At 53.6% G+C, this 13,529-nt stretch carries 11 protein-coding genes; 9 read left to right on the forward strand and 2 right to left on the reverse strand.

Annotation, left to right across the window (positions count from 1 at the left end; genetic code table 11):
- The first annotated feature begins 34 nt into the window (after positions 1-34).
- Complete coding sequence (locus tag ACO0LC_RS25990) at positions 35-3,388, forward strand: AAA family ATPase (protein ID WP_423008644.1); 3,354 nt, start codon at positions 35-37, stop codon at positions 3,386-3,388.
- Between the two features lie 13 nt (positions 3,389-3,401).
- On the opposite strand, the gene ACO0LC_RS25995 is transcribed toward ACO0LC_RS25990, so the two are convergent.
- On the reverse strand, positions 3,402-4,001 hold the full coding sequence (locus ACO0LC_RS25995) for a short chain dehydrogenase (protein ID WP_423008646.1): 600 nt from the start codon (positions 3,999-4,001) through the stop codon (positions 3,402-3,404).
- A 138-nt stretch (positions 4,002-4,139) separates the two neighbouring features.
- Between ACO0LC_RS25995 and ACO0LC_RS26000 the strand changes: the two genes are divergently transcribed.
- Complete coding sequence (locus tag ACO0LC_RS26000) at positions 4,140-5,036, forward strand: LysR family transcriptional regulator (protein ID WP_423008648.1); 897 nt, start codon at positions 4,140-4,142, stop codon at positions 5,034-5,036.
- On the opposite strand, the gene ACO0LC_RS26005 is transcribed toward ACO0LC_RS26000, so the two are convergent.
- Positions 5,037-5,630, reverse strand: a complete 594-nt coding sequence (locus tag ACO0LC_RS26005; protein ID WP_423008650.1) for a rhomboid family intramembrane serine protease — start codon at positions 5,628-5,630, stop codon at positions 5,037-5,039. It lies immediately after the preceding gene.
- A gap of 298 nt (positions 5,631-5,928) precedes the next feature.
- Here ACO0LC_RS26005 and ACO0LC_RS26010 point away from each other — a divergent pair, with 298 nt between their 5' ends.
- The 7 genes from ACO0LC_RS26010 (at position 5,929) to soxX (ending at position 13,418) form a co-directional block, all read left to right on the forward strand.
- Entirely contained in the window at positions 5,929-8,010 is a 2,082-nt protein-coding gene (locus ACO0LC_RS26010) for a TonB-dependent receptor (RefSeq protein ID WP_423008652.1), read from the forward strand.
- Between the two features lie 255 nt (positions 8,011-8,265).
- Positions 8,266-9,630 carry a sulfite dehydrogenase gene (gene soxC, locus ACO0LC_RS26015; RefSeq protein WP_423008654.1) on the forward strand — a complete coding sequence of 455 codons (1,365 nt, stop codon included), beginning with the start codon at positions 8,266-8,268 and terminating at the stop codon, positions 9,628-9,630.
- On the forward strand, positions 9,614-10,636 hold the full coding sequence (locus ACO0LC_RS26020; protein ID WP_423008656.1) for a c-type cytochrome: 1,023 nt from the start codon (positions 9,614-9,616) through the stop codon (positions 10,634-10,636). The genes soxC and ACO0LC_RS26020 overlap by 17 nt, the downstream gene beginning before the upstream one ends.
- Positions 10,637-10,778: 142 nt before the next feature.
- Positions 10,779-11,267: a thiosulfate oxidation carrier protein SoxY gene (gene soxY / locus ACO0LC_RS26025; RefSeq protein ID WP_423008658.1), complete on the forward strand. Its 489-nt coding sequence runs from the start codon at positions 10,779-10,781 to the stop codon at positions 11,265-11,267.
- 347 nt (positions 11,268-11,614) lie between these two features.
- Positions 11,615-11,926, forward strand: coding sequence for a thiosulfate oxidation carrier complex protein SoxZ (gene soxZ / locus ACO0LC_RS26030; RefSeq protein WP_423008659.1), 312 nt, complete (start codon positions 11,615-11,617; stop codon positions 11,924-11,926).
- 12 nt (positions 11,927-11,938) lie between these two features.
- Complete coding sequence (gene soxA / locus ACO0LC_RS26035) at positions 11,939-12,772, forward strand: sulfur oxidation c-type cytochrome SoxA (protein ID WP_423008661.1); 834 nt, start codon at positions 11,939-11,941, stop codon at positions 12,770-12,772.
- A gap of 10 nt (positions 12,773-12,782) precedes the next feature.
- Positions 12,783-13,418, forward strand: a complete 636-nt coding sequence (gene soxX, locus ACO0LC_RS26040) for a sulfur oxidation c-type cytochrome SoxX (RefSeq protein WP_423008663.1) — start codon at positions 12,783-12,785, stop codon at positions 13,416-13,418.
- Positions 13,419-13,529 lie beyond the last annotated feature (111 nt).

A 13,529-nucleotide genomic window follows, 5' to 3' on the forward strand; every position in this document is an offset into this window, starting at 1 on the left:
TGCTTGTGCTTAACAATGGGAAAGCAGGGCAAAGATGATGAACACCAGATCTGCACCCGCATCTGCACTCGCTTCAGGCTATGGTGTCGGGCCAGACCTGAGCCACGTCCCTCTGGATGGGCGCATTTTGCTCAATGCTGGCAAACTCAAGGGCTTGCGCAAGGAGCGTGGTATTAGCCAGGAATCCCTGGCCGAACTATGCTTCAGCCAGCAACTCTGCGTGTCGATTGCCTCCATCAAACGGGCGGAGATGGGCAAGCCGGTGTTGTATCGCACGGCGCGTCACTTGGCGAATGTCTTTGACGTGCAGCTAGGCGAACTGGCTGTCGTGGCTGCCGTGGCTGATACGGCTGAGCGGCCAGCAGTGCCCGGCCATACTGAGATGTCCATGCAGCTGCCTGGTGTATATGCTTTGTCCATGGATTTGGACCGCTATGTGCTTGAACTACGTTTCCATCTGCGTGTGCCGGGCGACGATGCCAGTCATTTGCAGTTGGCAATGCAATTAATCAATGAATTTGGTGGCGTGGTCGTGCAACAGACAGATAGTCAGATGTGCGTGCATTTTGGTTTCCCCAAGGCTTACCGCAGTGATGGCGAACGTGCTCTGCAATGTGCATTTGCTTTGCTGCAAGCGGCTTGTGTCCAGCCTGGTCATTCCTTGTTCCTGGGTCTGGCACTAGGAGGAACGGGCAGCGAAAAATCGTCTATGCTGGTTGGCAATAACACCGTGCCAGAGGCAGATGCCTCCATCACTATTTATGTGGCCCACGGCCTGGTCACTCAACTGGCAGCACGCTTTGATTTTGCCGGCCCCAGTGTGCCTTATGCTGCTTATCAGCAATGTCAGGGGCAGCGGGCTCTGACTACTGCGACCCAGGACCTGCTGGTGGGGCGGACGATAGAAGTCTCGCAATTCAAGGCCGTCATAGAAACCACGCATGAATGCCAGGATACCCACATCGTTTATTTGCGTGGCATGGCTGGCATAGGAAAAACACGCTTGCTGCTGGAATTTGCCGACCTGGCCCGCCAGGCCGGGTTTGCCTGCCATCATGCCGAAGTGCATGACTTTGGTATGGAAAACTGGCAGGCACCCTTGACGCAGTTGCTGTGCAGCTTGCTTCATATAGCAGGCGTATACCGGTGCCGGCGCCAGGACCAGGCCTTGCAACAGGCACTCAAGCTGGCCCTGCAAGCATCCGCACTGCCTGAAGAGAGCAAGTCGTTTTTACTCATTCTGGCAGGTGGTGCTGTTGATAGCCGCGCCATGCGCCAATATACTGCCATGAGCGTGGAAGAGCGCCATCTTGCCACCATACAGGCCTTGCGCCTGCTGCTGTTGCAGCAAGCCTTGCGTCAACCCCTGCTGATCTCGATTGAAGACTTGCACTGGGCCGATGCGCATTTTCTCCACGTGCTGGCAGAGCTGGTGGCGGCCAGTGATGAGGCGGCGATAGTCTGGGTACTCAGTTCCAGGCCCGAGCGAGATCCCCTGGAGAATAACTTGCTGCCTCACTGGACCAGGGCACTCAGCGTGCTTGACCTGGCCCCCTTGCGTACTCGTGACGCCATGCTGCTGGCAGAAAAGCATGCTGGGGTGGAGGCGGCTTATCGTGCCCTGTGTGTCGACAAGGCACAGGGCAATCCGCTCTACCTGACCCAGTTGCTGGCCAGCCCGGAGCAAAGCCTGCCGGACAGTCTCAGGCATTTGATACAGGCGCGCATAGACAGGTTGCCCGCGGCTGATCAGCAAGCCTTGTATCTGGCGGCTGTCGTCGGCAGGCAATTTGAATTGACGATATTACGCAAAGTGCTGGGGCAGGCGGATTATCTGCCGCAGGGCATGGTCTTCCAGAGCCTGCTGCGCGAAACCCAGATTGGCGTGTATGTCTTCGTGCATGACCTGGTGATGCGCAGCATCTATGAAAGCATACCGCCAGCGCAACGTGAGAGCCTGCATTACCGTATCGCGCTCGCCTATAGCAAGCTGGACTTGCTGCTGCATGCACAGCACTTGTTGCGCGCCCATCATCCCGCCGCTTTCGATGCCTTGTTGGCTGCCATACGCGACAGCTTGCACCACTATCAATATGAAAATGCGCTGGAACTGGCACAGCAATGTGAACAATTTCCTGACCAGGCGGATAGCAGTTTTACGCTGGCCTTACTGTCTGGCCATGCCCGTGCAGGCTGTGGCCAGAATGAAGCGGCACGCCTGCATTTCCAGCGTGCCATGATGCTGGCGCAGACACCCGGGCAAAAACTGGACGTGGCCCTGGGCCTGGCCCCGGTGCTCAATACCCTGGATAGCCTGGATGAAGAAGAGCAGCTCATCAATATCAGCCTGCCACTGGCCAGACAGCAAGAGGCTGATGCTGCCGTGGCACTCTTGCTTTACCTCAAAGGCAATATTTATTTTCCGCGCGGTGACTACCAGCGTTGCCGCAATTACCAGGAAGAAGCATTGCACTATGCCCGCCAGAGCCACATCGTGGAAACCGAAGCCCGCGCCATCAGTGGCATAGGTGATTCCTTGTATGCTGAAGGGCGCATGCAGGATGCCCATGCCGTATTTGAACAATGTGTGCAGCTTTGCCGGCAACACCAGTTATTGCATGTGGAGGCGGCCAATCTTAGTGCGCGCGCTTCCACTTCCATTTACCTGGGGCAACCGCGCCGTGCCTTGCAGGATGCCATCGATGCCACAGCACTGGCGCGCAAGGCTGGCAGCCTCAGGACGGAAGTATTTTCCAGGCTGACAGCCTCCTGGGTGCTGGTGGCCACGGCACAAACTGCTGCGGCCAGGGTAGAGCTGGATTTCATTCTCAGCACAGCGCGCCGCATGGGTGCCCGGCGCTTCGAAGCCATCGCCCTGGAGGGATGCGCGCGCCTGGCTTTTCATGAAGGTGAGCAAGATAGCGCACGGGCTTTCATCACAGAAGCCGTTGCCCTGGTGGAGCGCCATCATTTGCAACGCTTTATCGGCCCCTGGGTGTGGGGTAGTTATGCCCTCATCAGTGAAGACTTGCAGCTAAGCCAGCAGGCAATGGCGCAAGCGAGCTTGCAGCTGGACCAGAATTGCCTGGCTCACAATGGCTTGCGCTATCATCTCGCTGCTGCAGAATTGAGTTTGCTGGCGGGCGATTTCAGTGGTGCACAAGATCATGCCCAAAAGATGGGGCAGTTTGCCAGCACTGCCTGCGCCTGGGTCAGCCATCACCAGACCTTGATAACTGTACTGGCTGCGGCCCTGCAAAGTTCTGAGGCGCATGCCAGTCTGGCCTGGCAAGAGATGCAGGACCAGGCCAGCCAGCTAGGCTATGTGATGACCATGCCCAGGCTGGCACGCCATCTGGAGAAAATTGGCGGGGGCTGCTTATGCTGATGAGCATGCAGTCTCAACGCACTGTGTACAGCTTGCCGCTTTCTGCCCCCTCCACACTGCGGGCATAGGCCAGCGCAACGCGCTGTGATGATACAGGCTCAAAACCACGGAACAAGCTGCCCAGCGCTGCTACCGATTCTTCCAGCAAGCCAGGGCTGACGACATTGATACGCAAGCCACGTGGCAATTCTATGGCAGCACCACGGACAAAACCTTCCAGCGCAGCATTCACCATGGCGGCACTGGCACCTGAACGTATAGGCATTTCACCGACCACGCCGCTGGTCAGGGTGATAGAGCCGCCATCATGCAGATAGGGCTGGGCGATTTGCGCGACATTCACCTGGCCCATGAGCTTGCTATTGAGACCGATATGGAAATGCTCTTCTTCCATCTCGGCCAGTGCCGCAAAATGCACGCTGCCTGCGGCCACCACGACGCCATCTACCTTGCCGGTGCGGGCAAACAGTTCACGTATTTGTGCGCTATTGCTGATATCGAGCTGGATATCGCCGCTGGTCTTGCCCACGCGGATAATGTCATGACGGCTACCCAGTTCATTACTGATGGCGCTGCCTACTGTGCCGTTGGCACCGATGATGATGAGTTTCATGTTATTTCCTCGTTTGGGTTTGTTTGACTTATGTCCAAGGCATATGCCATGAAATTAAGTATCGCTTAATTTTTAATATAGATAAATATCCAGAAAATGCATATATTGCTAACTGATGATTAGTAATTGGGTATGTTGATGGATAAATTACGCAGCATGGAAGTCTTTGTCGCCGTCGTAGATGCTGGCAGTTTTACCGCTGCCGCAGCACAGTGCGAGATATCACCCGTCATGGTGGGCAAACACATACAGTTTTTGGAAAGCCTGCTGGGCGCACGCCTGCTGACGCGCACCACCCGTCGCCAGAGCCTGACCGAACTGGGTTTGCAATATGCAGAGCAATGCAAGGGCATACTGGCACAGATCAGCGAAGCAGAATCCGGTGCAGCCAGGATGCGTGGCGGTGCCCGCGGGGTATTGAAGATCACTTCACCGGTGACCTTTGGCAGCGAATTGCTGGCACCGGCCATGGTTGATTACCTGGCGCAATATCCAGAAATGCGCGCCGACCTGCACATGAATGACCGCCTGGTGGACCTGGTGGAAGACGGCTTTGATGCCGCCATACGCATAGGTCAGCTGGAAGACTCCACCCTGGTTGCACGCCCCCTGCAACCCTACAGCATGATGATCTGTGCTGCCCCAGCCTATCTGAAACGCAAGGGCGTGCCGCACACACCGTCGGATTTGACAGAGCACGAATGCCTGGATTTTTTACACTGGAATAAACATGTGCGCTGGCGCTTGACGGAAGAGGTCACAGAAATCCCCGTCAGCCGCTTGCGCTCGAATAATGGACAGGCCCTGAAAAGCGCTGCCGTGGCTGGTTTTGGCATTGTCATGCAATCAGAATTACTGCTCGCCAGCGAAGTCGCTGCCGGTCGCCTGGTCCCCCTGATGAAAGACTACCTGCCTGCACCACGCCCCATGCATTTACTGTATCCGCGTGACAGACAACCCACGCCCAAGCTGTCGACGTTTATAGAATTCATGATGGGCAGGTTTGGTTTGAAAGCTAAGGGGGAAATCCACTGATCAGGCCGGGTCATGCCTGCTGGATAAGATAAACAAACAGGCCAGACTGAGCAATGAACCCGCGACAAAACCAGACAAATGTCCTGCCTTGATATTCCCTATGGCATGCACATCCAGCGCCACTTGTATGGCGACTATCAATCCTGCAAACCAGCTCAGCCTTCCTCGCGGCAGCAAGATGAACACGCCAGCGCACAAGGCCATCAAGGCTTGCGATGCGCCATCCGTGACCAGGTTGGGGTAAGCCCAGACACTGGCTATCTGGCCCGCCAGGCCGCCGACCAGGTAGATAAGCAGCAGCACTCGCCAGCCATGTTTATGGTCAATGGCGGACGCCAGTATCAATATGCACATGGCATTGAACAGCATATGCAGAAAATGCACATGCAGGAATTGCGAGACCAGCAAACGCCACCATTCATGGCTGACAAATAACTCCCCGGTCACCGCTCCCAACTGCGGCAGACTGGCCGACTTTTGCGATGCGAACAGTGAATGTCCGAAATACAGGGCAGAGATAATCCAGCCCGTCAAAATCAATACGAAGATGAGTATTGCTGCTGGTGATCTGAAGAATATATTTTTCTGCTGCATGTTGACCTTGTTCATGAACTTCATTGTCCTATTGGCTGGAGACCACTACGTGCCTGCGAATTGGTCCGGTAAGCCCCATGCCAGTGTCTGGAAATATTTAAAAATTGTGAATCTGATTGTTTGTTTCTCACGTAATAAGACTAACCGTGAATTCATCTCGAAACCTGTACACGATGAAAATGAGACTCAAGCGGCCTGTTTTTTGCTTATGTAAAAACAAAGTATCCAGCGTTTATTTTTCTTGAAAATATAACGGTCTAGATTAAATCAGTATAAAAATAATATCAATGGGGCAATAATGCAAAGAACAAAAGTCAGTAGCGCGGTGTTTGCCTGCTTTGGCCTCTTGCTGATGCAAAGCGGTCAGTCTGCACAAGCGCAGCAAGTTGCGACTGTCAATGAAGCAGAAAAAATCGCCACGGTGCAAGTCCTGGGTAATTACGATAATGCAGTTGGCACCAGCAATGCTGCCAGCCAGGGTTCTGTGACCTCCAATCTGGTCAGCAACCGGCCTGCCTTGCGCACGGGTGAGTTGCTGGAATTCGTGCCCGGCATGATCGTCACCCAGCATAGCGGTGATGGCAAGGCCAACCAGTATTTCTTGCGCGGCTTTAATCTGGATCATGGCACTGACTTTGCGAGCTTCGTTGATGGTATGCCGGTCAATATGCGCTCCCATGCGCACGGTCAGGGATATTCTGACCTGAACTTTCTCATGCCTGAACTGGTGCAACGCATCGATTACAAGAAGGGGACCTATTTTGCTGACGAGGGTGACTTTGCATCTGCAGGTGCGGCACACCTGCGTTTGACTAACACGCTGCCAACTGGTATCGCCAGCCTGTCTTTGGGGCCTTATGGCTACCAGCGTGCTGTGCTGGCCAATTCCATGACAGTGGCAAACGGCAACTTGCTGTATGGCCTTGAAGTCAATCGCAATGACGGCCCCTGGGTCACTCCTGAGCATGTGCGCAAATACAGCGCCGTCCTGCGCTATAGCCAGGGTAGTGCAGATGATGGCTATAGCCTGACGGCAATGGCCTACAAGAATCAATGGAATTCCACCGACCAGATACCGTTGCGGGCAGTGCAGTCTGGCCAGATCAGCCGCTATGGCGCGATAGATCCCACGGATGGCGGGCAAAGTTCACGCTACAGCCTGTCGTATGCGATGAAAAAACGCAATCAGGATGGTGTGTTTGAAATGGATGCCTATGCCTTGCAATCCAGCCTGGACCTGTACAGCAATTTCACTTACTTCCTGGCCAGGCCCGATACCGGCGACCAGTTCAGTCAAAGTGAAAAACGCCAGATGCTGGGCATGAACATCAGCCAGACCTGGCCTGTGACTATCGCTGATCTGGAAATGCATAACAAGATAGGCTTGCAACTCCGTTACGATAAAATGTCGCCTGTGGGCATCTATAACACGGTCGCGCAGCAACGCATATCCACCATACGTGAGGACAGCGTCAAGGAAGCCAGTGCAGGCTTTTATGCAGAAAATGCCATACAGTGGTTACCCAAATTCCGCAGCATAGCCGGTCTGCGCTATGACGCTTACCGTTTCGATGTCAATAGCAGCATAGCGGGCAATTCAGGCCAGGTCAGCGATCATATAGTCTCGCCCAAGTTGTCGCTGATCTTTGGACCCTGGGATAAGACCGAGTATTTCATCAACTATGGTACAGGCTTTCACAGCAATGATGCACGCGGCACTACGCAAACGCGTTTGCCCGACGGTGGTGCATCCACACCTGTGACCCCGCTGGTAAAAACCAGGGGGGCAGAACTGGGTATGCGCACTGAAATCATCCCCGGCCTGCAAAGCTCCCTTGCTTTGTGGCGGCTGGATATCGCTTCTGAATTATTGTTTGTTGGCGATGCTGGTGAGACCGAACCCAGTCGTGCCAGCCGCCGTACCGGCATAGAATGGAATAACCATTACACGGCGGCCCCATGGTTATTGTTTGACCTCGACCTGGCAGCATCGCGTGCGCGCTATACCCAGAATGATGTGGTGGGCAATTACATCCCCGGTTCCATTGATAAAGTAGCGTCCTTCGGCGTGACCATGAGCGATATGGGCCGCTGGTATGGTGGTTTTGAATTGCGTTATTTTGGCCCGCGCCCATTAATAGAAGACAATAGCGTGCGTTCTTCTTCAACCACCCTGGCCTATGCCCGCCTGGGTTACAAGATCAATGCCAGCACCAAGCTGACCATGGATGTATTTAACCTGTTCAACAAGCAGGCCAGCGATATTGATTATTATTACCAGTCACGCCTGTCGCGTGAAAGTATGGATGGCATCAATGGCATCCATTTTCATCCGGTTGAACCGCGTTCTCTCAGGCTGACGCTAACGCATCATTTCTGACGAAAACCCGCTTTTCACATCATTTGCCCGGATACTTGATCAAACCAGCAACTCAGCGCCAAGGGAAAGCTGTTTTTGTGCGTTGCACATAAGAAAGCATTTGCTTTTTTTTGCTCCTTATTTGATTATATGCGCAAATAGTATTATTTGAGTTTGCTCAACATGGAATCTGTTTATCCATGCTCAAAAGGTGCTTCTGCTAGTCAGACCAAGGTCGGCGCAGAATGTAGTATCTCATTGGAAAGTTTCAGCCTCATGTCTATCCAGATTAAAAAATCCGGTCTTTTGCGTCGTGCGCCAGAGAATTTTTTGGATGCACCTTTGCGCCAGGCAATCACTGAGCAAGGCTTGAATGATGAAAGGCGCGGTTTCTTGCGCAAGAGCTTTGCTGCCGCCACTGCTGCCCTGGCAACTGGCGCGGCAATGGCTAAACCGGCAACTGCACCAGAAGGCGACGGTGACCCGCTAATCCTGAATTTGCAAGACCATGCCAAGACCCTGGGTAACCCGGTGGTCATGCAGGGCTATGGCCAGCCATCCAGGTTTGAAGCCAATTTGCAGCGCCGCCAGTCACCGGGTTTGACACGAGTGCCGCAGGCTTCGGTCTCCTTCGCCCCCTTGCAGGGCTTCTTCGGCATCATCACCCCGAATGGCCTGCATTTTGAACGCCATCATCAGGGCTGGATAGATATAGACCCGCAGCAGCACCGCTTCATGATCAATGGCTTGGTGCGCGAAGCCAAGGTGTATACCATGGATGACCTCATGCGCCTGCCTTCAGTCTCGCGCATGCACTTCATAGAATGCGGTGCCAATAGTGCCACTGAATGGGGTAATGTCGCCGTGCCTACCGTGCAATACACCCATGGCATGCTGAGCTGCTGTGAATACACAGGCGTGCCCTTATCCGTCCTGCTCGATGATTGCGGCATAGACCGCAAGAAAGCCAAATTTGTGCTGGCCGAAGGTGGTGATGGTTCGGCCATGACACGCACCATCGACATTGCCCGCGCCATGGATGACGTCATCGTTGCCTATGCCATGAATGGTGAAATGCTGCGACCAGAGAATGGTTATCCGCTGCGCCTGGTCGTGCCTGGTGTGCAGGGGGTGTCCTGGGTCAAATGGTTGCGCCGCATAGAAGTGGGTGACCAGCCCTGGGCAACCAAGGACGAGGCGATACATTACATAGACCTGCAACCCAGCGGCTTGCACAGGCAATATACCTCAGTACAGGAATGCAAGTCCGTCATCACCACGCCGTCAGGTGGGCAGATGCTGCTGGAAAAAGGTTTTCATAACATCACAGGCCTCGCATGGTCGGGGCGTGGCAAGATCAAACGCGTAGATGTCTCTGCCGACGGTGGCCGTAGCTGGCGCACCGCCAGGCTGGAAGGGCCAGTACTGGGCAAATGTCTGACCCGCTTCAACATAGACTGGAACTGGGATGGCGGGCCAGCGATACTGCAATCGCGTGCGATAGATGAAACCGGCTATGTACAACCCAAAATCAACCAACTGCGCGAAGTACGCGGCACGAAGTCGATTTATCACAATAATGCCATCCAGTCCTGGAAAATCAATGAAGATGGCGAGGTCAGCAATGTACAAGTGGCTTAAAATTCGCAAGTCTTTATCTGTCCTTGTGCTGGTTGGTTTCAGTCTTGCCGCCAGTGCCGCAGACTATACCAACATAGGCCGTGCGGCGACCCCCAGGGAAGTAGCTGCCTGGGACATCGATGTACGCCCCGACTTCAAGGGTTTGCCTAAAGGGCGTGGCAGCGTAGACCAGGGCCAGCAAGTCTGGGATGGCAAGTGCGCCTCTTGCCACGGTACCTTTGGCGAATCCAACCAGGTCTTCACACCCATCGTCGGCGGCACGACCAAGGACGATGTCAAGAATGGCCGCGTTGCCGCATTGACAGGCAATAGCCAGCCTCAGCGCACGACCCTGATGAAGGTGGCGACAGTCTCCACACTCTGGGATTACATCAACCGCGCCATGCCCTGGAATGCGCCCAAGACCCTGACCACGGATGAAGTGTATGCAGTCACCGCTTATATCCTGAATCTGGGTGGCGTAGTCGCTGATGACTTTACGATGTCGGATGAGAATATCGCCGAAGTACAAAAACGCATGCCTAACCGTGATGGCATGACAGAGAAGCATGGCTTGTGGCAAACCACAGGCAAGCCAGACGTGAAGAACACTGCCTGCATGAAAGATTGCCTGAAAGAAGTCAGGATCACTTCTGAATTACCTGCTTTCGCCCGCAATGCCAATGGCAACCCGGTAGAGCAAAACCGCAATATCGGTGCTGTGCGCGGCATTGATTTGAATAAGGCCGCCGTGGTCAAAGTCAGTGCCCCAGCCGCGGAAGAGGGCTTGAAGCTGGCCAAGCAATATGCCTGCACTGCCTGCCATGGCATGAAGGACAAAGTGGTAGGCCCAGGCTTTGCCCAGATCGCTGCAAAATACAAGGGCGATGCCAGTGCTGAAGCTAATCTGAGCAAAAAAATCAAGGCGGGCGGCAGTGGTGCCTGGGGCGATATCCCCATGCCACCGCAAGGCCACGTCAAGGATGGCGAAATCAAGACCATGCTGGAGTGGATCATGCGCCAGTGATGTTATTGATGCAGTAAGCTAATGTAGCAAGGATTTTTTCAGCATTGTCATATCGATGGAACGATTTCGCGTTAAGCTTATCGAATATGAAGTAAAAGTAACACCCTAGCACCAGACAATTGCACCATTTCAGGAGACAGCAATGAAGCAGGCAAGCAAGATCAATGATGACGGTCAGCAACGCCGTGATTTTTTACGCATATCCACGGTATTTGGCCTGGCCTTCGCCGCTGGTTTGCTCAAACCATCCGAGGTCTTTGCCGCAGAATGGCAAGCCAAGGCCTTTGAAGCCAAGAGCCTGCAAGACGCCTTTGCCGCACTCGCTGCTGGCAGCCCTGCCGTCAGTGCCGACATCGTCATCAGCGCACCTGATATTGCAGAAAACGGTGCAGTAGTCCCCGTCAGCGTCAGCAGCAAAGCCGCCAATACCGACTACATCGCCATCCTCATAGAAAAAAACCCCAACGCCATGTCTGCCGCTTTCAACATCCCTGAAGGCACAGAAGCCTCCGTCAGCACCCGCGTTAAAGTCGGCGAAACTTCGAATGTGCATGCCTTGGTGAAAGCTGATGGCAAATGGCTAGTGGCTTCGAAAGAAATTAAAGTTACTTTAGGCGGTTGCGGCGGTTAATTTTTAGGACCTCTCAACACAGAGACACGGAGACACAGAAGGGGGACAGAGAAGTTCAAGAGCGAAAATTAGGTAAGTAGCTTGCAGATGCGTAGGTTGGGCTACGATTCACCAGCCCAACACTCGGTGCATCAATAACGCGATTCATAATTTCTAACTGAATTTTTATGTTCTCTCTCTTGCTTTTCTCCGTGGTGTAGCAAGGAATTCGTGTGGCATGCCACACGCTTGTGGAACGAAGACTTTTTGCAAAAAGTCTCTCCTTCCTCGGTGCCTCTGTGGTGAGCTTTTTGGTCTTAATCAAGTAATCGGATATCTATTTAAAATTAGCAAAAAAAGGAAACATCATGGGCGATCCTATGCGTATTCGGGCGACGGTGACAGGCGACATCGTTGAAGTCAAAGTATTGATGCGCCACGATATGGAAACAGGCCAGCGTAAAGACCTGGAAGGCAAAGTTGTACCGGCACATTTCATTAAAAATTTGCAAGCCAAATGGAAAGACAAACTGGTGCTCGATGCACAGTTTGGCCCCTCGGTATCCAAAGACCCTTTCCTGTCTTTCAAATTCAAGGGTGGCGTCAAGGGTGATAAAGTGTCGGTGACCTGGACAGACAGCAAAGGTGACCAGCGTACTGATGAAGCAGCCATAGCCTGATAAGGAAAGTCCATGTCACGTCCTGCCCTCAAATCGCTGTCATCTATGCCGCTGTGCGCCATACTGGCATGCTTGGTGTTGTCGTCTGCACAAGCCCAGACTGCAAGCCCGTCTGCGACCGATGAAATCGCCAAATACCGGCAAATGCTGGCCGACGGCAACCCGGCAGAATTATGGGAAATGCGCGGCCAAGAACTCTGGCAAAAAAAGCAGGGACCGAATCAGCAATCGCTGGAGCAATGTGATCTCGGTAAGGGGCCTGGCGTGACCAAGGGCGCGTATGCAGAATTGCCGCGCTATTTCAAAGACAGTAACAAGGTCATGGACCTCGAGCAGCGCCTCATGCACTGCCGTATGAACCTGCAAGGTTTGACGCGCGAACAAGCCAGCAAGACGCCTTTTGGCTCTGCCGGTAATCCATCTGATATCGAAGCCCTGGTGTCTTTCTTGACAGCAGAATCACGTGGCATGAAACTGGTGATCAGTATCAAACATCCGGCAGAAAAGCAGGCTTACGAAATTGGTAAAAAGATATTTTATTACCGCGCAGGTTCCCACGATTTTGCCTGCGCATCCTGCCACTCTGCAGATGGCCAGCGCATACGCCTGCAAGACTTGCCCAACCTGAACAACAAGGAAAACGCTCAGTCCGCCTATTCGACCTGGCCCGCTTATCGCGTCTCGCAAGGTGAAGTCAGGACCATGCAGCACAGGCTCAATGACTGCTTCCGCCAGCAACGCTTCCCCGTGCCCGACTATGCTTCGGACAGCATCACCGCACTGACCATGTTCCTGGCAAAATCTGCCGATGGTGCGGTCATGAATGCACCTGCATTGAAACGCTAAGGGGATATATATGAAAAATTTACGTATAAATCTACGCATAAGCCATATCAGTGTTTTGCTGGCAGCCATTTGCAGCACAGCGCTGGTTTCTGCCGCAGAGCCAGATTACGCCAAAGCTGCACAGGAGATGATGAAGGCCGACTTCAAATCCAAAGGTCCGGCCACCATGGAACGCATGGTGCAACAGGATGAAGCCCAGGCCCTGTGCAGTGCCAACCCGCAAGGCTTGAAAGCCAAGGTCGCAAAAAAACTGGAACAGTCTCAACTCGCTACCGTCAAATATCCGACTGATGGTCAGTACATGGGTGACTGGAAGAATGGCGAAAAAATCGCCCAGAATGGCCGTGGCATGCAATCTTCAGATGCCGTAGGGTCGGTCAATGGCGGTAATTGCTATGCCTGCCATCAGATGAGCAAGACCGAGATTTCTTTCGGCAATATCGGGCCATCACTATACCAATACGGCAAAACACGTGGCAGCAGCCCTGAGATATTGAAGTACACCTGGGGCAAGTTGTATAACGCGCAAGCCTATAATGCCTGTTCCCGTATGCCGAGGTTTGGGCATAACGGGGTGTTGACGGAGGCGCAGTTGAAGGATGTGATGGCGCTGTTGCTGGATGGGGAGTCGCCGGTGAATAAGTAGGGGCTTGGCTTTATTGTTTTTGAGACGGCTGTCGTCGGAGTTTGTGTCTTGTAGCTGTCGGAGTCCGAGCCTCTTTTTGTTACTGTGACCTTAATTACGTCGCTCCAGCGA

The organism is Undibacterium sp. JH2W (genome assembly GCF_049340425.1).
GTDB lineage: Bacteria > Pseudomonadota > Gammaproteobacteria > Burkholderiales > Burkholderiaceae_D > Undibacterium.